General features: G+C 71.5%; 28 protein-coding genes and 3 pseudogenes. 20 read left to right on the forward strand and 11 right to left on the reverse strand.

The window, feature by feature from the left end; all coding sequences use genetic code 11:
- Positions 1–98: 98 nt before the first annotated feature.
- The 5 genes from GGE06_RS15265 (at position 99) to GGE06_RS15285 (ending at position 2982) form a co-directional block, all read left to right on the forward strand.
- The gene (locus tag GGE06_RS15265) at positions 99–677 is read left to right on the forward strand and encodes a DUF5994 family protein (RefSeq protein WP_116160156.1); all 579 of its coding nucleotides are present in this window, start codon (positions 99–101) and stop codon (positions 675–677) included.
- 4 nt (positions 678–681) lie between these two features.
- Positions 682–891: a hypothetical protein gene (locus GGE06_RS15270; RefSeq protein WP_184931066.1), complete on the forward strand. Its 210-nt coding sequence runs from the start codon at positions 682–684 to the stop codon at positions 889–891.
- A 113-nt stretch (positions 892–1004) separates the two neighbouring features.
- Positions 1005–1271, forward strand: a complete 267-nt coding sequence (locus GGE06_RS15275) for a hypothetical protein (protein WP_116160154.1) — start codon at positions 1005–1007, stop codon at positions 1269–1271.
- A gap of 42 nt (positions 1272–1313) precedes the next feature.
- Complete coding sequence (locus GGE06_RS15280; protein ID WP_116160153.1) at positions 1314–1586, forward strand: hypothetical protein; 273 nt, start codon at positions 1314–1316, stop codon at positions 1584–1586.
- A gap of 196 nt (positions 1587–1782) precedes the next feature.
- Positions 1783–2982: a PP2C family protein-serine/threonine phosphatase gene (locus GGE06_RS15285; RefSeq protein WP_184931067.1), complete on the forward strand. Its 1200-nt coding sequence runs from the start codon at positions 1783–1785 to the stop codon at positions 2980–2982.
- Between the two features lie 236 nt (positions 2983–3218).
- Here GGE06_RS15285 and GGE06_RS43725 read toward each other — a convergent pair.
- Positions 3219–3281, reverse strand: a pseudogene (locus GGE06_RS43725) (DUF5994 family protein); the annotation flags it as partial.
- A 363-nt stretch (positions 3282–3644) separates the two neighbouring features.
- Here GGE06_RS43725 and GGE06_RS15290 point away from each other — a divergent pair.
- From GGE06_RS15290 to GGE06_RS15300, 3 genes are all read left to right on the forward strand, one after another.
- Positions 3645–4196, forward strand: a complete 552-nt coding sequence (locus GGE06_RS15290; protein WP_116160151.1) for a DUF5994 family protein — start codon at positions 3645–3647, stop codon at positions 4194–4196.
- 4 nt (positions 4197–4200) lie between these two features.
- Positions 4201–4410 (forward strand): hypothetical protein, encoded by a 210-nt coding sequence (locus tag GGE06_RS15295; RefSeq protein WP_181924583.1) that lies wholly within the window; start codon positions 4201–4203, stop codon positions 4408–4410.
- Between the two features lie 192 nt (positions 4411–4602).
- On the forward strand, positions 4603–4875 hold the full coding sequence (locus tag GGE06_RS15300; protein WP_116160150.1) for a hypothetical protein: 273 nt from the start codon (positions 4603–4605) through the stop codon (positions 4873–4875).
- 464 nt (positions 4876–5339) lie between these two features.
- On the opposite strand, the gene GGE06_RS43730 is transcribed toward GGE06_RS15300, so the two are convergent.
- Positions 5340–5762, reverse strand: coding sequence for an STAS domain-containing protein (locus GGE06_RS43730; RefSeq protein WP_181924582.1), 423 nt, complete (start codon positions 5760–5762; stop codon positions 5340–5342).
- 502 nt (positions 5763–6264) lie between these two features.
- Entirely contained in the window at positions 6265–6480 is a 216-nt protein-coding gene (locus tag GGE06_RS15310; protein WP_116160148.1) for a DUF6243 family protein, read from the reverse strand.
- A gap of 402 nt (positions 6481–6882) precedes the next feature.
- Here GGE06_RS15310 and GGE06_RS15315 point away from each other — a divergent pair, with 402 nt between their 5' ends.
- Positions 6883–7104, forward strand: coding sequence for a hypothetical protein (locus GGE06_RS15315; RefSeq protein WP_116160147.1), 222 nt, complete (start codon positions 6883–6885; stop codon positions 7102–7104).
- Between the two features lie 142 nt (positions 7105–7246).
- Here GGE06_RS15315 and GGE06_RS15320 read toward each other — a convergent pair whose 3' ends face one another.
- From GGE06_RS15320 to GGE06_RS15330, 3 genes are read right to left on the reverse strand one after another with little or no spacing between them, the layout of a single operon-like run.
- Positions 7247–7417 (reverse strand): hypothetical protein, encoded by a 171-nt coding sequence (locus GGE06_RS15320; RefSeq protein WP_181924581.1) that lies wholly within the window; start codon positions 7415–7417, stop codon positions 7247–7249.
- Between the two features lie 30 nt (positions 7418–7447).
- Positions 7448–7804, reverse strand: coding sequence for a PRC-barrel domain-containing protein (locus GGE06_RS15325; protein WP_116160146.1), 357 nt, complete (start codon positions 7802–7804; stop codon positions 7448–7450).
- Positions 7801–8286: a DUF5994 family protein gene (locus tag GGE06_RS15330; protein ID WP_116160145.1), complete on the reverse strand. Its 486-nt coding sequence runs from the start codon at positions 8284–8286 to the stop codon at positions 7801–7803. The genes GGE06_RS15325 and GGE06_RS15330 overlap by 4 nt, the downstream gene beginning before the upstream one ends.
- 870 nt (positions 8287–9156) lie before the next feature.
- On the opposite strand from GGE06_RS15330, the gene GGE06_RS15335 reads away from it, so the two are divergent.
- The 5 genes and pseudogenes from GGE06_RS15335 (at position 9157) to GGE06_RS15355 (ending at position 11801) form a co-directional block, all read left to right on the forward strand.
- The gene (locus GGE06_RS15335; RefSeq protein WP_017240241.1) at positions 9157–9360 is read left to right on the forward strand and encodes a cold-shock protein; all 204 of its coding nucleotides are present in this window, start codon (positions 9157–9159) and stop codon (positions 9358–9360) included.
- 447 nt (positions 9361–9807) lie between these two features.
- Positions 9808–10056: pseudogene (locus GGE06_RS42595) on the forward strand (DEAD/DEAH box helicase); the annotation flags it as partial.
- A 131-nt stretch (positions 10057–10187) separates the two neighbouring features.
- On the forward strand, positions 10188–10478 hold the full coding sequence (locus GGE06_RS15345) for a CBS domain-containing protein (RefSeq protein ID WP_181924580.1): 291 nt from the start codon (positions 10188–10190) through the stop codon (positions 10476–10478).
- A 148-nt stretch (positions 10479–10626) separates the two neighbouring features.
- A complete protein-coding gene (locus GGE06_RS15350) occupies positions 10627–10923 on the forward strand; it encodes an SCO5918 family protein (RefSeq protein ID WP_116160143.1) in 297 nt (98 codons plus the stop codon).
- A gap of 539 nt (positions 10924–11462) precedes the next feature.
- The gene (locus GGE06_RS15355) at positions 11463–11801 is read left to right on the forward strand and encodes a MerR family transcriptional regulator (protein ID WP_116160142.1); all 339 of its coding nucleotides are present in this window, start codon (positions 11463–11465) and stop codon (positions 11799–11801) included.
- Positions 11802–12026: 225 nt separating this feature from the next.
- On the opposite strand, the gene GGE06_RS15360 is transcribed toward GGE06_RS15355, so the two are convergent.
- A complete protein-coding gene (locus GGE06_RS15360) occupies positions 12027–12698 on the reverse strand; it encodes an HSP18 transcriptional regulator (RefSeq protein ID WP_184931068.1) in 672 nt (223 codons plus the stop codon).
- 128 nt (positions 12699–12826) lie between these two features.
- Between GGE06_RS15360 and GGE06_RS15365 the strand changes: the two genes are divergently transcribed.
- From GGE06_RS15365 to GGE06_RS15390, 6 genes and pseudogenes are all read left to right on the forward strand, one after another.
- Positions 12827–13261, forward strand: a complete 435-nt coding sequence (locus GGE06_RS15365; RefSeq protein WP_116160140.1) for an Hsp20/alpha crystallin family protein — start codon at positions 12827–12829, stop codon at positions 13259–13261.
- Positions 13262–13361: 100 nt separating this feature from the next.
- Entirely contained in the window at positions 13362–13757 is a 396-nt protein-coding gene (locus GGE06_RS15370) for a DUF2267 domain-containing protein (RefSeq protein WP_116160139.1), read from the forward strand.
- 58 nt (positions 13758–13815) lie between these two features.
- Positions 13816–14259, forward strand: a complete 444-nt coding sequence (locus GGE06_RS15375) for a DUF2267 domain-containing protein (RefSeq protein WP_116160138.1) — start codon at positions 13816–13818, stop codon at positions 14257–14259.
- A gap of 93 nt (positions 14260–14352) precedes the next feature.
- Positions 14353–15025, forward strand: a pseudogene (locus GGE06_RS15380) (ABC transporter ATP-binding protein).
- A gap of 61 nt (positions 15026–15086) precedes the next feature.
- A complete protein-coding gene (locus GGE06_RS15385) occupies positions 15087–15698 on the forward strand; it encodes a TetR/AcrR family transcriptional regulator (RefSeq protein ID WP_184931069.1) in 612 nt (203 codons plus the stop codon).
- A 166-nt stretch (positions 15699–15864) separates the two neighbouring features.
- Complete coding sequence (locus GGE06_RS15390) at positions 15865–16377, forward strand: hypothetical protein (protein WP_184931070.1); 513 nt, start codon at positions 15865–15867, stop codon at positions 16375–16377.
- A 269-nt stretch (positions 16378–16646) separates the two neighbouring features.
- Here GGE06_RS15390 and GGE06_RS15395 read toward each other — a convergent pair whose 3' ends face one another.
- The 4 genes from GGE06_RS15395 to GGE06_RS15410 all read right to left on the reverse strand — a co-directional run bounded on the left by GGE06_RS15395 (position 16647) and on the right by GGE06_RS15410 (position 18930).
- Positions 16647–17096 carry a hypothetical protein gene (locus GGE06_RS15395; protein WP_116160137.1) on the reverse strand — a complete coding sequence of 150 codons (450 nt, stop codon included), beginning with the start codon at positions 17094–17096 and terminating at the stop codon, positions 16647–16649.
- An 8-nt stretch (positions 17097–17104) separates the two neighbouring features.
- Positions 17105–17896, reverse strand: a complete 792-nt coding sequence (locus GGE06_RS15400; protein WP_184931071.1) for a GNAT family N-acetyltransferase — start codon at positions 17894–17896, stop codon at positions 17105–17107.
- Between the two features lie 113 nt (positions 17897–18009).
- Positions 18010–18222, reverse strand: a complete 213-nt coding sequence (locus GGE06_RS15405; protein WP_041130004.1) for a DUF4287 domain-containing protein — start codon at positions 18220–18222, stop codon at positions 18010–18012.
- Positions 18223–18285: 63 nt separating this feature from the next.
- Positions 18286–18930: a DUF998 domain-containing protein gene (locus GGE06_RS15410; protein WP_184931072.1), complete on the reverse strand. Its 645-nt coding sequence runs from the start codon at positions 18928–18930 to the stop codon at positions 18286–18288.
- Between the last annotated feature and the right edge of the window lie 68 nt (positions 18931–18998).

Raw genomic sequence — 18998 nt, forward strand, 5'->3', positions numbered from 1 at the left:
TACCGGAAGTACTTCGAGCACCAGCTTCCACGCAGGTGACATTTCCGGGGAACACGAAAAACCGGGCTGCCGACGGGCAGCCCGGGGGCAGGTCCGCCATGACCACCACCCTCGACAGGACAGCGAACCGCGCCCTCACCCCAGGACTTCCGGCCCGGTTGTCGCTCACCCCTAAGACCACGCTCGCCGGTCGGCTCGACGGCGCCTGGTGGCCCCGTTCGCGCGACCTGGCAGCCGAGCTGCCGCCGCTTGCCGACGCCCTCGAAGGACGCTGGGGCCGCATCACCCGCGTCCTGGTGAACCCCGGCCACTGGCCCGTCGTCCCGCACAAGGTCGCCGTCACCGGCCACGTCCTGCACGTGGGCTGGTTCACCGAGCAGGACCCGGACAAGATCATCCTGCTGTCCTACACGACCGGCCGCTGCGACCTGCTCGTGATTCCGCCCGAGACCGAACCCGCCTCCGCGGCCCGGCTGATGACCGCCGCCGCCGTCCCCGGCAGCGTCCTCACCGCGGGCTCGCTGATGTCCGGCGAGGCCGCGACCGGCCGCCGTATGCGGGAGGCACGGAGCAGCGAAGACGCCTGGGAGACCGACGGCGGGGCCGCCCCGACTCCCCAGCCGCACCCCGTGGTCGGCGCGCGGATGATTCCGCTGCCGGGACACACCGGGAGGTGAGGACGTGGAGACCGTGATCACGCTCCTGGCAGCCGCACTTCTGATCGCGCTCGGCACACGCCTGATCCACCGGCTGAACGCCCAGCACGACGCACGCATAGCGGCCCACCACTTCGACGACCCCTACCCCTCCCTCAGTCGTCCCCCCGGCCACAGCCACCCCGGGCCGCCCGAACGGATCGCCGATCGCCGGCCCGCGGGCACCTGGCCCTGACCTGCCTGACCCCAGACCACTCCTCCGGCCGAAGGCCGCGGGTGGGGCACCCGACACCAGGGACAACCCACCCGCCGGCCTCTCGCTTTTTGTCCCGAACGGAGCACGCCGTCTTGCACCCCACCGAGAACGAACCACTGCCGCAGGCCGAACACGCCGAGATCCGTATCGTCTCCGCCACGCCCGCGGCCGCCCGTGCGGTCGCCGAAGTGATCCGCCGGTGCTTCGCGGGCGCGGAGCAGCGCAGCTACCCCGTGCCGGGCGGCGGCACACGGCTCCACCTCACCGTCGACACCGAGACCGCCGCCGGACCCGCCCGCACCTGGCTCGCCACCAGCAGACCTCCCACCGGCACCGGCCCCCACACCGAGGAGCCCTGACCGGCCACGAACGACACCACACGACGACAGGACCACGCGGCCATGGCGACACTCCACGAGCGGCAGCGGTACCGCCGGCAGATCCTCCAGGCCCTCTACACGGCCGCCGAAGGCAACCGCCTGCTCGGCGTCGCCGGAGCCGCGCTCAACCACGACCTGCGCATCCCGGAGCAGGACCTCGCCGCCGCCTGCTCCTACCTCGCGGGCGAGGGGCTGGTCACCGTCGACTGGGAGCCGGGAAACACACCCGCGATGGTCTCGCTCACCCACCAGGGCATCCGCGTCATGGAAGCGGAGGAGGAAGAGGGCGGCTGAACCGGTCCGCCTCCGGTCACCGGCAACCTGCGTCCCCGCACGGCGTCCCTGTGGCGTGACCTGCCGCCGAGGAGCATCCTGGAGGCCACATCTCTGGTGCGGGCCGCTCCGGAACCCGGTCGCCGCGCGGTCGCGGCACCCCGCCCCGTACGGCAGGACCGGGCGAGGTCATCGCCGCTCGGTTGGAGGCAACGGGATGGCCCTCGGACGGCGCGGGAAACCCGATCGCTCGGAGAGCTTCGGAGAGATGCTGCTGGGCGGGCTCCTGGACCACGCCCACGGGCTGCCGCCCGACCGGGTGGGGCCCGCCCTCGCCGACGCGGTGGCCCGGATGGGGGGCCGCGAGGTGCGGATCCTGCTCCAGGACTACGGGCAGCGGAATCTGGTCCCCCTCGCCGGGGAGGGACTGAAGGACGGCGATCCCGTGCCGATCGACGGTTCGGAGGCCGGCCGGTGCTTCCTCACCGCGCGTCCGGTCGAGGTTCCGTCGGCCGACGGGGTGCGGGTCCACGTCCCGCTGCTGGACGGCGGCGACCAGGCCGGTGTTCTGGCCGTCACCCTGGACGCGGTCGACGACGACGCCCGCCGCGTCCTGCGCAGGCTCGCGGCCCTGGCCGCCGCCACGCTGCAGACCAAGAACGGCTACACCGACCTCTTCTTCCGCACCCGCCGTGGCGAAGCGATGAGCGTCGCCGCCGAGATCCAGTGGTCGCTCCTGCCGCCGCTGGCCATGACGATGTCCCGCGTGGCGGTCGCCGGAGTCCTGGAACCCGCCTACGACGTGGCCGGCGACAGCTTCGACTACGCCCTGAACGGCGACGTCCTCCACCTCGCCATGATCGATGCCATGGGCCACGGCCTGGACGCGGCCACCATGGCGACCGTCGCCATCGGCGCGTACCGGCACGCCCGCCGCACCAGCGTCGAGCTGTCCGAGATCTACCTCTTCATGGACCGGGCCATCGCCGAACAGTTCGCCCCCGACCACTTCGTCACCGCGCAGATGCTCCGGCTCGACACCGGAACCGGCCGCCTCCAGTGGGTCAACGCCGGCCATCCCGCCCCCATGCTGATCCGCGGCCACCGCGTCGTACGCCGCCTGAACAGCCCCACCACCCTCCCCGTCGGCTTCGGCGGAGACCAGCCACGGGTCAGCGAAGTGATGCTCGAACCCGGGGACCGGATCCTCTGCTTCACCGACGGGCTGATCGAGGAACACGAGAGCGGGCAGGAGGAGTTCGGCGAGGACCAGCTGATCGACTGGGTGAATCAGCTGGACAGGGCGGACCGGGAGGTACACGCGGTGGCGCGGGACCTGTCCCACACCCTCAAACGGGCACGCGGCGAAGCCACTTCGGACGACTCCACGCTCCTCCTGGTCGAGTGGCGCGGGTGACGGAGGGACGTGACGCGAGGTGAGGTTACCGACGTCGACCGCACGAGCCACGGCGTCACGTGCCGAGTCGGGTGGCGTGCCCGGAGGCACTGCCAAGAGGGCGAAGTGGTCTTCGTAGCCAAGGGTGATGAGGGTCCTGCCGGGCATGCGTGTCCAGGCCGACGTCCGTGAGGGGACTGAGGTGCGGGGGTGAGCACCTCTACCAGGGCGGACAGTTCGGTCGCGACGTCCTGGGAACCGGGCCACCACGCACCGTCGAGAACGCCTTCGAGGGACCGCGCGGCCTGCCGCCGGAGCAGGTCCGTGCCGGGGCCTGACCGCTCGGTGGATCTCGTCCGGAAGGAGCTTCGGCAGAGGGGGGCTGTCGGATTCGGCCATGGTGGTCCGCCTGTCCGCCCGGGGCCGCCGACACCTCACGGCCGACGAGACACCGCCGTGGTCTGACGGTACGCGGGTGCCCGTGGTCACGCCCGCGACCGCCGACCGGGCGGGTGTTCCCGGTCCGGGAAGTCGGCTGGACGGAGACCGCTCGTCCGCCCCCGGCGCGGAGTAGGCTGAAGGTACCGGGAGTAACTCGAACACCCGCTCCCACGCGGACGTCGTTTCCGGCGATCAAGACACTGGGCCGCCCTGCAGGGCGGCCCGGAGACGGGTCCGCGATCATGACCACCCTCGCACCCTCACGTTCGGTGCGCCTTTCGCTGACGCCGAAGACCCCACTCACCGGTCTCCTGGACGGCGCCTGGTGGCCTCGCTCGCGTGACCTCGCCGCCGAACTCCCTCCCCTGGTCGACGCGTTGGAGGAGCGCTACGGACGCATCACACGCGTCACCGTGAACCCCACCCGCTGGCCCGTCGTCCCCCACAAGGTTCCTGCCACCGGGCACACCGTGCACGTCGGCTGGTTCACCGAACAGGATCCCGACAAGATGATCCTGCTCTCCTACACCACCGGCCGCTGCGACCTGCTGGTGATACCGCCCGAGGCCGAACCCGCCGCAGCCGCCCGGCTCATGGCGACCGCCGCGGTCCCCGGCAGCATCCTGGCCGCTGGTGTCCTGATGTCCGGCGAAGCCGCGACCGGCCGCCGCATCCGCGACGCCCGCAACAGCGAGGACGCCTGGGAGACCGACGGCGGGTCCACCCTGCCGCCCCTCCGGCACCCGGTCGTCGGCGCGCGGATGATTCCGCTGCCGAAGAACACGCGGTGGTGACGGCATGGAAACCCTGATCGCGCTCGCGGTCGTCGTCGTGCTGATCACGCTCGGCACGCTCCTTGTCCACCGGCTCAACGCCCAGCACGACGCACGCATCGCCGCCCGCCACTACAGCGACCCCTTTCCGGCCATCTTCCGGCCGCCCGGTCACAGCCCCCGCACGCCGACGGAGCAAGGCGCCCGCCGCAGGGCCATGGGCACCTGGCCCTGACCGCCCCCGAGACCACTCCTCCGACCGAGGGCCGCGACGGCGGCACCCGGCTCCACCTCACCGTCGACACCGGAACCGCCGCAGGGCCCGCCCTCTCCTGGCTCACCACCAGCAGATCGTCCCCTCCTCGCCCGCGCACACGTCGACGAAGTCTGAGCGGCGTCGGGCCTTCACACGACGAAAGGAACGGCCATGGCGACACTCCGCGAGCGACAGCTCCATCGTGAACGGGCCCTGACCGCCCTCTACGAAGCCACCGGAGGCAACCGCCTCCTCGGCGTCCCGGGCCGGAAACTGCGCAACGACCTGCGCATCCCGGAGGAAGACCTGGCCGCCGCCTGCACCTACCTCACCGGCGAGGGCCTGATCAGCGTCGACTGGGAACCGGGCAACACACCCGCGATGGTCACCCTCACCCACCAGGGGATCCTCCGCATGGAGGCCGAAGAGGAAGAACGCGGCTGAGCCGGACTGCCCCGACGGCCCGCTCTCGTCTTCCGGCCTGCCCGGCGGGGCAGCCGTACAATTGAACACGGATCGAGCACTCTCACGTGTGACGATCCGGAAGGGCGGCCCCGACGGAGTGAATGCGCCGGGGCCGTTGTGACGACCGCCGCCAGGCCCGCGCACCCGATGTCTCGGACGTGGCACCGGCCGGCACGTCGGCGCCCGTCGTCCCTCGCAACGCTGGTCAGCGCCAGCCCGGAGATCCACCGTGGGGGCCCGCGCGTTGCCGCGGGCCCCCACCCCTTCCGTCGTCTATTGCACGGCGGCGCAGAGGAGCGGGGGCGCCAGACGGCAGTGGATCAGGGTCCTGCGAGGTGCGGGTCGCGGAGACGGGGTGGGACGGCGGTGCCTTGGTTCGCGCGGTTCTCCGTGCGCGAGGAGAACCGCTGCGAGCATCGGGACGCAGGTCAGGAGTACGAACGTCATGACCGACCTGCCGCCGTCAGGGAGCCGGCATGGGCCCGTTGTCGTCGTGCTGGTGCAGCGGCGTCCAGAAGGTGCTGAACGGCCCGGGAGCGGTTCGCGAGTCTGAGGCGGCGTCCCTGCTGGGGCCACCAGTCGAGGACGGCCAGGAAGCCGGAGTCGCAGAAGGTGACCCGCGAGGTGTCCAGGACGAGGCCGGTGCAGCCGTCGTCGGCTGCTGAGGCCAGCAGTGCCCGCAGCGGGACAACGCTGAAGTGGTCGATCTCTCCGGCAAGGCGGACGACCAGGGTGGTGCCGAGGGTCGTGCAGGAGTCGACGACTATGACGCCGGGCGCGGTGTCCGCGCCCGAGTCGTGCACGACAGGAGGAGCAGGGGTGGCGAGAGCGGCGGACAGTATCGGGGCGGCGCTTGAAGTACTCACATCCCCATCAACGCCTCCTGCCCTGGGCCGGGGTACGAGCCACGCGACCCTTTCACCCCATGTGACCAGCACCGATCCCCGGCAAGGGGGAAAGATTCCACCCGAACGAGGCAGACGGACACCTACGACGCGACCGCTGTCCTCCGGGACCGCCGGGCCCGCGCCCCGAGTGGGACCGGCTGCTGTGTGGGGTGCGTCTCCCAGGGCGTCCTGCCGGCTGGAGACTTCGATGACCGTGGACTTCGACAGGGACCCGTCACGTGCCCCATCCGTGCCCTTCAAGGCGGTGAACAGCGGTCACCAGGGGTGCGGGCGGAACCCCTCGGAACATCCTGCGAAGAGGCTCGTCCGCAGGTCAGAGGCCCTATTGGCGGCCAAGACGTCGGTGATTCCCCAGCTTATGGGGCGGGTTCGATTCCCGTCATCCGTTCTTGAACGAAGCCCCAGGTCAGCGACCTGGGGCTTCGTCGTTGTCCAGAGGCGGTCCTGCGGTGGCGGTGTGTCAGTTCTGTGCGGTGTCGTCGTCCGTCTGCCCGGCGCCCTCCGCCGCGCGAGCCTTCTCCCGCATCTTGCGCACCAGCTCCGCCTTCCGGTCGGCGGCACCCTGGCGGTCGAGGTTGCGGTGCGGACCGTTGTTCTGCCGTTCGGCGCGGGACAGCCTCTTGCGCTGGCCGCCGCCCTGGCCCACGGGGTTGTTGATGTTCTTGCTGTCGGTCACGGGTTCTCCCGGTGATGAGGTGAAATGATCTACGGGTTCACGGTGGGGGACGGGCACGACGACGAAGGGCGTCGACGGGGGCCCGTCACGCTCTCACCCGTGAATCGGCGCCTGGAAGAACATGACAAGGACGTTACCCGGTCCTCTCGGCCCCGCACCCCAAGCCTTTCGCCACTCCGGCGGCCACCGGCCTTCGGCGAGCGCCCGGGGGCGTCCGGATGGGAGGCGGGCCGCGGGTCCCTCCTGATCCCCGGCGGCACTCGGGCCAGGGCCACTGACGGTCGTTTCCGCGGGTCGAAAACCACATCCAGGGCGTAAACCGGGTGATTCCCATCTCGGCCCTCGCGCTGCGGACGTGAACGGCCGCAGCGGGCGGATACGCGCGGGCGCATACTGGCGGCAATGACAAAGCCAGGTGCACCGAAGCGCTATTTGCCCACCAGTCCCTTCAAGGCCCCGGTCACGCTGCCTCCGACGCAGTTCGCCGTAGGCGACCAGGTCACACACGACGTGCACGGCCTCGGCCGGGTCATCGGCATCGAGGAGGGGATCGCGGCGGTCGTGGATTTCGGCTCGACGCGAGAGCGGATCCTGAGTCCGTACGCCAAGATGAGCAAGTTGTAGGGCCGCCCGTCACGGCGCACCGCATCTGTTCATGGGCCCGCACCGAAGCCCCCTACCACCACGAATCCCTGCCAGGCACCGGACTTCGGGGAGATCGAAACCTTCCTGCTCGACGCGAGGCACGCCGACGGACCCCGATCCGTCACCGGACCGGGCGGCGGTGGAAGGAGCGGCGCATGCGCAAGGCGGCGTAGATGAGGTCCGCCACGAACAGCACGATTCCGATGACGAGCAGGTAGAGCAGTCCGTCGACGACGGCGCCGATGATGCCCAGCACGATCGCGACGATGATCAGGGCCAGGAAAAGCGACATGAGGGACGCCTCCTCGGTCGGACGGGGAGCTCAGCGGCGGGCCAGCTGCCGCTCGCCGTTCGCCCCGGGCTTGTAGACGAGGCCGTAGTGCTCGAAGACCGCTTCTTCTGCCCGGGCGGGTAGGACGTCGTCGGTGCCGATCGAAGGGCACTGCTTCACCAGCGCTTTGTCGTGGGCGACCTTCACGTAGCCCGGTCCCACCGTCGCACCGTCCAGGGGAACGAACACCAGACGGTGGCGCGTGGGCAGGCCGACCCGGATCGTGGCCATGGCCGGCTCGTCCGTGCTGGTGTCGGCGTAGATCGCTTCCAGCTCTCCGATCCTGTGGCCCCGCGTGTCCACCACGTCGTGGGTGCGCCACTCGCGGATGTCCGCCATCTGGATCATCCCGACTCCTCGCGCTCGGCCGGTGGGTGGGGAAGCGTGGCGAGAAGGATTTCGGCGGCCTGGGCCACGTTGCCGGCATGGACCGCACGAGCCATGGCGTCCCGTGCTGCACCGGGTGTCGTGTCCGGTGGCACCACCATCAGGGCGAAATGGTCCTTGTCGCCCCGGGTGACCAGAACGGGGTCGTCTCCGACAGGGAAGGCGTCGACGCGGCCGTCGACGACGACACGGGTCGGGACCTCCTCCCAGGCGGCAGTGTCCAGCCCGACCCTCGTGATCGTTCCGAGGTGTGTGGTGAGCGCTTGGATCAGGGCGGGCAGTTCGGTCACGACGTCCCGGGAGCGAGGCCACCAGGCGCCGTCGAGTACGCCTTCACGGGAGCGTGTCGTCTGCGGCCGGAGCAGGGCCGTGCCGGGCGTCACCGCTCGGTGGATCCCGTCAGGAAGGAGCTTCGGGGAGGTGGGGGTGTCGGATCCGGCCATAGTGATTCACCTGCCTGCGCGGGGTGCCGGCACCTCATGACCGACGAGACACCGCCGTGGTCTCACGGTACTCCGCGCCCCTGCGGTGGTGCGCGCATACGCGGCCCGGCCGTCCCACACCGCCAGACATGGCCCGGTCGGAGCCGCTGTATCGGCCACCGGGCCGGAGTGCGCTGAAGGCACCGGGAACAACTCGTGCGCCTGCTCCCACGCGGACGTCGTTTCCGGCGATCAGGACACGGGGCCGTCCATGGGCGGCCCAGGGACGGGGCCGCAGCATGACGACCACCGCTCCCCAGCGTTCGGCGCGCCTGTCGCTGACGTCCATGACCACCCCCACCGGCCAGTCGGACGGCGCCTGGTGGCCATACGCCTCCGGCCGCTGCGACCTGCTGATGGTCCCGCCCGACGCCGAACCCGCCTCCGCCGCACGGCTGATGGCCACGGCATCGGTCCCCGGCGATCTCCACACTGCCGCCCTCCTCGTGTCCGAGGGGCCCGCACGATCCCCCTGCCTCAGAACATGCGGCAGTGAGGCCGACTCCGGAACACCCTCGTGCGCCTCCATCATCCGCGTCGGCATATCTGCGTCGGCATATCTGCGTCGGCGGGGTGAGGGTGTGAGAGGTCGAGCGGTCAGGTTTTTTACCCCATGGAAATAGCGGCCCCCATTTGATCGGCAACAACGAAATCGACGTGCTACTGTCGATTCCAGTTGCAGTTGTGGTTCCCAAAACTTCAAGGTCTCCGGTCGAGTCCTCAGACCGACCTGGAGTGCTTTTTCGTCTCCGGTCTCTCCGGCGGGGTAATCATCACGGCGACACGGCATCCGCACGGTGCGGATGCCGATGAGCCCCAAGGAGATATGACATGAGCAGTGGCACCGTGAAGTGGTTCAACGCGGAAAAGGGCTTCGGATTCATCGAGCAGGACGGTGGCGGCCCCGACGTGTTCGCCCACTACTCGAACATCGCCGCCCAGGGCTTCCGCGAGCTGCAGGAAGGCCAGAAGGTCACCTTCGACATCGCGCAGGGCCAGAAGGGCCCGACGGCCGAGAACATCGTTCCCGCCTGATTCTGACGCGTACGACGTGGCTGGGGCCCGCATCCTTTGGGGTGCGGGCCCCAGCCGCGTGCTTCCCCCACGGCGCGCCGGGAGTGCGCGTTTCCCGCGTCCCACCACCGTCCGCCGCCCCGCGGAAAGCGGCATCCGGATGCCTGACACCGCCCCTCTTTCCGGCATCTGTTCCGCGCTTCCGATCGGCCGCCCTGTCGGCTGCCGCACACCTTTCATGCCCCATTCGACGCCTTCTCGAAATCATCGGCACCCGGATTCTTCCGGGTGATTTCCCTGACGCACACCGCATCGAGGAAGGTTCTGCATGAACAGCAGGCACGGGACCGATCGATTCACGGCCCTTCACGACAGCGGTGGCGACTCGGAGCCGGGCGGGTTCACGCGGCCCGGGCCGGTCACCCCGACCTTGCCGGCAGCCGCGACCTTCCCCGGTCTCGGCGGCCCGCCCGTACGGCCGGCGCGCGGGCCGAGCCCCGCCGGCCGCTCGCCCTGGTGCCCGTGCCCGCCCGCGAGCCGGCCGCCCAGGTGACCGGAGCGCTCACGCCGTACGCCCGAGCCGTCGGGCCGCGGCTGACCACAGTGGTCGGGGGAACGGCGATCAGCAGGCGGGCGGGCGTCCTCCGGCAGGGCGCCGAGATCGTCGTCGCCGCTCCCGGACGGCTCGGGGACCTCGTCACCCGCGGAGACCGCCGACCGGCGGCCCCGGCCTAGAGGCGTCTCGCCGGTCCCGCGGGGCGCGCAGCTCCGGGCCCGATCGGCAGGACGCCTCCCTGAAACCTTCGCCCCGGGGCAGGAAGCCCCTCCTCCCCCAGCAGGAGTCACAGATGACACCGGTTCAGTCCCACCCTCGCCCCGCGCACCCCGTCACGGGCAGCCTGCCCATGTCCCCGCCCGGCGAGGCGGAACCACACGTCTGGGCGGACATGACCGTCGAGGTGGCTCTGGCGGTCATGAGCGGCGCCCGCACGGGGCGCCTCGTCGTCCGGGACGGCGACGGCCGGCGTACCGGCCTGGTGACCCGCGACCAACTCGTCGGTTTCCGCGGTACTTCCGCCTACACCGACCGCGTGCAGCTGCGCGATCTGCGGCCCGCGGACGCGCCCTCGCCCTCCTGATCCCGAGGGCCGTGGCGGAACGCGCGCCGCCGGTCGCGCCCGGGCAGGACCGGCAACGGCCCTACGCGGGCTCCGGAGCTCCCTGGTCCGGCTAACGCCACCTTCCGTGCCGGTCGATCCCGTTCCCCAACTTCTTCTGTGAGGTCCCATGCGCTGCGTCATCGCCCGCTTCCCGTTCGAACTGACGAAGAACGGTGTCCTGGAAACCATGCAGGGCGTCAGGCCCGAGGCCGTCACCGGCGAGTCCGTGGTCATCGGGCGCCGCGAGTACCCCGCCAAGCAGGTCGGCGCGGTCCTCACCGGCCAGGACCGCCGCGACTTCAGCGCACGTGAGGTCGTCAGGGCCATGACGCGGCTCGGCTTCACCTGCCGCGCCCGCCCCGAGTCCACGGTCGGCTCGGGCCGGCAGGCACCGGCCCTGTTCGGCGAGACCGCGACGGTCTGACGACGGCGGGCGCGGGGGCGCGTTACGCCCATGAAGGGAAGGGCCCGGCCGGACACATCGGTCGGGCCCTTCCCGCGTCCCTTTGCCGTTCCAGGGCCGGAGCCGCCGACGTGTCCGTGGGCGGGATGGCTGCAGCCGCCCCCGCCCAGGCACTGACGCCCGCGATCGCCACGCGGTGTCCGACTCCGGGAAGGTCCCTTTCACCCAGGCGCCCCGCGTGAGGGCGGGCGCGGGGGGAGGAAGCCCGCGCAGGGTCTGTGTGGCCGGAGGAACCGCGTCCTGGGCCGGGCCGGTCCCGCCGTGGCACGGGGGAGCGGGTCCACGATACCGATGGAAGCATTACCCTCTGTGAATGTGTCGGCCCTCCGGCGCGTCCACCCGCCGGCAGCTCGACGACGCGGTCTCGAACCTGAGCACGCGCGCCGAAGCAGGCCCGGCTCGCGGCACCGCGCCGAACTCCAGCCGCTCGCATGCCCTTCTGGTGCCGGCCGCCGGGTGCCCGTCCCGGACCTCCCCGACCGTTCTCCACAGAGGTGAGAATGACAGCAGACGATTCGCTCGGCCGTCTCGACGATGACGACTACCCCGCCTACACCATGGGCCGGGCCGCCGACATGATCGGTGCGACCCCCGGGTTCCTCCGCGCTCTGGGGGAGGCCCGTCTGATCACTCCGCTGCGTTCCGAGGGCGGTCACCGCCGCTACTCCCGTTACCAGTTGCGCATCGCGGCCCGCGCCCGGGAACTCGTCGACCAGGGCACCCCGATCGAGGCCGCCTGCCGCATCATCATCCTCGAGGACCAGCTCGAAGAAGCCCGACGCATCAACGCCGAGTACCGTCGCGCGGCGGCCGGGGAACAGCCTCCCGCCGAGGACTGAGCGGATCCGACCCGCCGGCCCCCACGAGGCCGTAGCGCCCGTCCGCGCCCTGTGGTCGTGGCGACCGCCCTGCGCAGCGGCGGAGCGGAGACCCGGGGAGCGGGACCCGCGCAGTGGTCGGGCGACCGGGCCCGGACCTGGGGACGGATCGCCGTCGCGCTTCCGGCAGTGGCCACCGGTGCTCGCGTCGTCCAGGCCCGGATACGTGCCCCTCCGTGCGGCCGGTCAGCTGCTGCGCCGGTCGTGGGTGGCCCGGCGAAGCCGGTCGGTGTGGCGGGTCAGGACGTCGATGCGTTCGGCGAGCTCGGCGTCTTCGGGCCCCAGGTGGGCCCGGGTGTCGGACAGCGGGCGCACGAGGCGGGCGGCGTCGTTGTCGGCGAGGGCGAGGTTCAGGTCGCCGATGGCTGCTTCGGCGCCGGCCGGGAGGCTGGGGAGAGCGGTGATCTGCCCGGCGAGTCGGCGCAGGTATGCCGCGTTGTCGCGGGCCCAGGCGTTCACGTTGCGGTCGGCGGCGCGGGTGTCGCGGGTGGCCTGGACGCGTTCCTCTCCGGTGCTTCCGGCCCTGCCGGGGCGCAGGCGGAGGTAGCGGCGCTCGGCGGCCTGGCGGCTGGCGACTCCGAGGGGCGCGGCGAGGTCGGCCCAGCTGGCTCCCTGCCCACGGGCGGTCTCGATCAGCCCGGTCTCCCAGCCGGCGAGCTGTTCGCGGACCTCGCGCAGCATCAGCAGGGCGGCCAGGGCCGAGTGCGGGCCCTCGTCCGCCATGGGTGCCCCTGTGCCGGTCGGTTCTCCCCGGTCGAAGACCTGCTGTGCGTCCTTGACGGCCTCGTTGATGATCTCCAGGGCCGCCGCTGCGGCGAGAAAGGGGACCTGCGCGGTCGGCTCTGCGGGCTCGTCCATGTCGACCTCCCAGCCCTGTCATCCTTTCGATGACCTGACGTTTGTCATCGTTCCGATGACATGTTACAACGGGAGTACGTCGAAGCGCATTGGCAGTCACTGCCCGAACCAACTGGAGGTGTTTCGCGATGTTGATGCGCACTGACCCGTTCCGCGAGATGGACCGGATCGTTCAGCAGCTCTCCGGCACGTCGGGCACGTGGTCGAAGCCGTCCGTGATGCCGATGGACGCCTACCGCCAGGGCGACGCGTACGTGATCGCCTTCGACCTCCCCGGTGTGAGCACCGACGCGATCGACATCGACGTCGAGCGGAACATGCTGACCGTGAAGGCCGAACGTCGGCCGGCGGAGAAGTCCGACAGCGTGCAGATGGAACTTTCGGAACGGCCTCTCGGTGTCTTCTCCCGACAGATCGTGCTGGCCGACACCCTCGACACCGAGCGCATCGAGGCCGACTACGACGCGGGCGTTCTGACCCTGCGGATCCCGATCGCCGAGCGCGCCAAGCCGCGGAAGATCGTCATCGGCGGCACGTCCGACCGCAAGCAGATCTCCGGCTGACCGTTCCGGCACACCCGCGGAGGGCGGGGGCACCGATCCCCCTCCCGCACCCGCCCTCCGCATCCCTCGTTCCTTCGCCCCCCTCCGGAGGTGACGTGAGATGTCGATGCGCCCGGAAGCCTTCCTGGACCGCATCCAGGAGCACGGCGGATACCAGACCCGGGAAGCAGCCGAACGCTCGGCCCGCGTCGTCCTCGCCCTGCTGGGTGCGCACCTGGTCGGCCGCGTACGGGCGGAACTCGCCGCCCGCCTCCCCGAGACCTACGCGCTGATCCTCCTGAACCCGCTGCAGGCCGCCGAACCGCTCTCCCCCGAGCGCTTCGTCCGAGCCACCGCGGCCTGGATCGAGGGAGCCACCGAGAAGACAGCCCTGTGGGACATCGGCGCGGTCCTGTCCACCGTGGCCGCCGTCGCGGGAGACGCCCTCACCCGTGAGGCCCTGCTCCAGCTTCCGCCCGGTTACGACCTCCTCTTCGGCCGCCCCGGACACACCTGACCTCCCACCGCCACCGGCCGTCAACCGACCCATCGAAGAGAAAGGCACCCACAGCACCATGTTCGACCAGCCTCGACCCCACCGGGTCCAGCCCGCCATGACGTTCGAGCAGATGCTGGACCGCGTGCGCCACGAAGGCGCCCACCCCACCCGCGAACGCGCCGAGGAGGCCGTCCACACCGTCCTGGCCTCTCTCGGCCGGCAGCTCGTCGGAGACGAGCGAGTCGACCTCGCACAGTGCCTTCCCGTCGAGGCCGCCCTCACCCTGACCGCCCAGATCCCCGCCACCGAGCGACTCACCGGATGGGGCTTCATCAGGGACATGGCCACCCGCGCCGAGACCACCCCGGCCATCGCCCGCTGGGACACCGGCGCCGTACTCACCGTCGTCGCCCGCCTCGCCGGCCCTGACCTCCTCGCCCGGATCCTCCAGCAGCTCCCCGCCGGCTACGCACTCCTCTTCGGTCAGGCGGAACTGCGCCAGCCCCAGCCCGCCGCGTGACGTGGTGACCGGAAGGTGCTGGGCAGCGCACCGACGGCGGAACGTCCGCCGCATCACCGCCGTCGACCCCCTGACCGCTCTGGGAGCCACCCGATGACCACACCTGCCACCGACCGCCAGGCCGCCCCGGACGCCGCGTGCCCCGGCGGACTGCGCCTGGACGGCGTCACCCTCACCCTGGGGGACGGCGACACCGCCGTCACCGCCCTCGACCACGTCGGCCTGAGCGTCGCCCCCCGGCGAGTTCGTCGCCGTCGTCGGCCCCTCCGGATCCGGCAAGTCCAGTCTGCTCGCCGTCGCCGGCGGCCTCCAGCGGCCCACCTCGGGCACCGTCCGGATCGCCGGCACCGAGCTGACCGCCCTCTCGGACAAGCAGCGCACCGCCGCCCGCCGCCGCCACATCGGCTTCGTCTTCCAGCAGTCGAACCTGCTGGCCTCCCTCACCGTCAGGGAGCAGCTCCTGCTGCCCCTGCACATCGGCGGCCGGCTCGACGCCGCGGCCCCGGCCCGCGCCGACGAACTCATCGAAGCCGTCGGGCTCACCCACCGCGCGGGGCTGGCCCGTGCCCTGATGACCTCCCCCGCCGTCCTGCTGGTGGACGAACCCACCTCCGCGCTGGACCGTGTGCGTTCGGCCGAGGCGGTACGGCTGATCGCCGAGCAGACCCACGAACGCGGCACGGCCACGGTCATGGTCACCCACGACACGGCGATATTGGACGCTGCCGACCGGGTGTACGAGATGGTCGACGGCCGTCTGTCCTGACCGGCGGCCGCGGACCGGCCCTCGCTCCCGGCCCGTCCGCCCCTCCAGGAGTCCGCCCCGCATGCCGAAGATCAACGCCGCCACCGTCGCCGAACACCGCGCCCGGCAACGCGAGGCGCTGATCGAGGCGGCGATCGACCTCCTGGTGAACCAGGGCGCCACCGCCGTCACACCGGCGGCGGTCGGCGCCCGCGCCGGCCTGGCCCGCTCCAGCGTCTACCAGTACTTCGACTCCTCGGCGGCCCTCCTGGCCACCATCACGGAGGAGGCCTTCCGGCGCTCCGACGAGGCCCTCACCCGTGCCCTGGCCACCGCGAACGGCCCGCTGGAACGCGTCGAGGCGTTCTTCGGGGAAAGCCTCCGCCTCGGCGCCGAAGGCGCACACCGGCCCGCCGCCGCCCTCATGCACGCCGGCCTTCCCCCGGCCTGCCAGCAGCGGCTGACGGAACTCCATCTGGAACAGGTCGAACCGTTCCGCGCCGCCGTCCGGGAGCTCGGCGTTCCCGACCCCGCGCTCACGGCCGACCTGATCGCCGGAATGCTGCACACGGCCCTCGCCGCCGTCGAGAACGGCATCCCCCTCGACACGGTCACACAGCGCACCCTCGCACTCGTGCGCCGCTGCCTCACCCCGGCCGGCGGCACGGTCCGCGCACCGGGGGAAGAGGGCTGAAGCCCTCGCACCGCCGAAGCCCCTCGGCCGACCGGGCGGTCCGCCTTGGCGGGGGGCTGAGCGGTCGGTGTGCGGCGGGCGGGTTTTCCGGTGGGCTTCCATGCTGGAGGGAGGTTCTGTCGACGGGACCGCGGATTCGGCGGTCGAAGACCTCCTGGAGGCCGGAATGCCCCGAACCGAGGACGTCGCGGCCCGGAGGGCGGAGCGTCGCGAGCACGCCGACTACACCGGTGCCGTCTACGGGTCCATGCTCGCGGCCTCCGTCATCGTCGGGGCCGGCGACCTGGGCCGGTTTCCGCGCCTGGAGCTCATCGCGCTCCTTCTGCTCACCGGCGCGGTGTTCTGGGTCGCGCACGTGCACGCGACGTTGTTCGGGGAGCGGCTGGCGCAGCGGTCCCCGACCCGCCGGATCGTGCTGCGCGCCTGCCGCGACGAGTGGCCGATCCTCAAGGCGGCGATCCCGCCCGCCGTGGCGGTGGCGGTCAGTCCGCTCCTGGGCCTGGACATGGCCGGCACCCTCTGGCTGGCGCTCGGAGTCGCGATCGCCGGTCAGATCGGCTGGTCCGCGGCAGCCGCCCACCGGGTCGGAGCCTCATGGCGCCAGGTAGCCGTCACCGCCACGGTCAACCTGCTGCTCGGCCTGCTGATCGTCGGCTTCAAGCTGCTGCTCACGCACTGACGCCGAACGGCGGCGACCCCGGTGCCGGACGGTTCGGGCTTCCAGGCGGACACCGGTCCTGGCGGCTGGATCCTGTTCGGCACCCTGATCCTGGCAAGCGGAGCCGTTTTCCCCTGGGGGTCCGGTGTCAGGACGGTCGCCAAGGAGATCGTGCACATGACCGCTCGATGACCGGGCCCGACTCGACACGGGCGGCACGAGGCCCGGAAAGCCCCAGGTCAGCGACCTGGGGCTTTGTCATTGCCCCCGGAGGGGTGGGGACGTGTCCCTTACGCCGTTCGGTTCGATACGGGTTGAGGGACGGGAGTCCGCGGATCGTCGAGGTGGACGGCGATCTCGCACCCCGAGGTCGAGGTGAAGGCCGCCGTGCTTCCCGACAGCCGAATCCGGTCGAACGGATCGGATTCCACGAAGAACATCGCCCACATCAGCGCACGGCCGGCGGTCAGACGCGCGATGAACCCCTCCGATCCGTACGAACCCTCGCCGCCCCACAGCAGCCCCTTCTCGCCCAGGTCGGCGGCGACGAGCCCGTCGACCGAAGACACCCAGGACGGATCGCCGGCCAGCAGCTCTTCGAGGTCGAAGGGGGCGAGCACCGTGAAACCACTCGGCGCGCCGGGGTCGAGGACCACGTCGTGGGAGCGGCCGTCGGCGTGGTGGAGCGCGTCCTTGACGGGAAGCTCGAAGCCTCCCCACAGGCGTTCGATCGCGGTCACTCCGCGCCCTACCGCGACGGTGTCACGGGAACGGACGCCCACCAGGTCGAGGGCGCCGCGACGGCGTACCCCAGCGACTCGTACAGCGGCCTGCCCAGCTTCGAGGCGGTGAGGGTGAGCGGGAGGTCCGTCAGGTGGGCGAGGGAGCCGAGCATGACGGCTCGCCCCACGCCGCGGGACCGGAAGGCCGGCGACGTGCCGACCCAGTAGTGGCTGCCGATGCCGTCGTCCACGACGCTGACGCAGGCCCCCGCGGCCACGCCGTCGCACAGGGCGACGAACACGTCCACACCCGGCTGCTCGACGAACTCCGGCGGGAACAGCTCGCCGGGGCGGTAGGGCTCGAACCCGTCCAGCTCGAAGCCCTCGATCACGATCCGCTCGGCCGCCTGGAGGTCCTCGGGGCGCTTCACCTGGATCACGTCAAGGGCCGGTTCGCCGACGGGCCCCGGCGGGCGCAGCATGACCGGCATCTGCCAGTTGCGCATGCTCAGGTGGCTCAGGTCGGTCGAGCTGAACGGGTCCTCGGCGTTCACCGGACCCGCGGCACGGCGTACCACCTCGCTCAGCTCGGCCAGTTCGCCCGGGTCGAGGTCCGGCTCCTGGATCAGGATCCGCGTACCGGCGCGCTCGTCGCCCTCGACCGCGACGAACCCGCGGCGCCGGGTGACCTCGTGCCCCCGGGACCGACCGGTCGCGATCCACAGGGCGGCGGAGTTACGGGCCTGACGCATCGGCGCCTCGGCCAGGGAGACGGACACGGACACGGGCTGGTCGACCGAAGGAGATCTTGTTGTCATTCCGCCTACGCTAGTGCGCAGTTGATCCCTCACACAGGGCGATTCCCTGCGAACCGACCGGGCCACCCGGCGAGGACGCGCAGCCCCGTGCTCCGTACCGCCGGCCTAGGCGATCACTTGCCGCTGTCCTCGGCGAGGGTGTGGGCCACGAGGGCGTTGGCGTGGCCGTGGCCGAGGCCGTGTTCGGACTTGAGCCAGTTGACCAGCTCCATGTGCTTGGTCAGCGGGGAGGAACGGATGAGGTCCTTCCACTCGGCGATCGGACGGCCGTACTTCTTCTCGATGGAGGGGAAGTAGCTGGCAGGACCCTTCACGGCGTCGGTCATGGGTGCCCCGTTTCGTATGGTGATGATCTTGGTGGTGGCGATGCCGGAGAGAACGGCGGTCGGCTAGCGGTCGGCCAGGCGGGCCGTCACCGCGCTCAGCCACAGCAGGCCGAGGCCGGCGCCGGCGGTGAACGCCAGGACCGAGGCGGCCGATGCCGTGAAACCGGCGAGGACGACCACGGGCACGACGCGGGACGCGACGGCCCAGCCCCGCAGGCCCCGGGCCGCGAGCGGGCGGGCCAGGACGACGAACGCGGCGCACAGGGCCAGGTAGCCGACCATCCCGCCGAACATGTGGACGGCGCCGTGCCCGCTCATCACGGCCTCCTCCGGCGCCCCGGCCGGGAAGCCCGCACCGGCGTCCGCCGGGAACGCGCCCGCGATCCAGAAGGAGACGGCGAAGACGCCGACCAGGGCCGGGCCCCACGTCCCGCCCGGGCCGCCGCGCAGCGTCCGCCGCAGCGCCGTCGCGCCGGCGATCAGCAGCGTTCCGGTCAGCACGAAGCTCGCCGTCTGGATCCAGCCCGCCTCACCGAGGGCGAGCTGGCTGATCGCGTTCCGCGTGAAGTCGAAGCCGTCCCGCGCGAACCCCTGGGCGAGACCGGCCGCCAGGAACAGCGGGCCCGCCACCACGCCGCTGACCACGGCCCGTCGCGACGCGGGCGCGGCGGAGAGAACGTGACGGGGCGCAGTGAGCATGCCGGTCATGGCGGGGCCTTCCTCGCTTCGGTGTTGTCGCCCCTATGACCGACGGCGGAGGGTGGAACTCATCGCCC

Source organism: Streptomyces nymphaeiformis, assembly GCF_014203895.1.
Lineage (GTDB): Bacteria > Actinomycetota > Actinomycetes > Streptomycetales > Streptomycetaceae > Streptomyces > Streptomyces nymphaeiformis.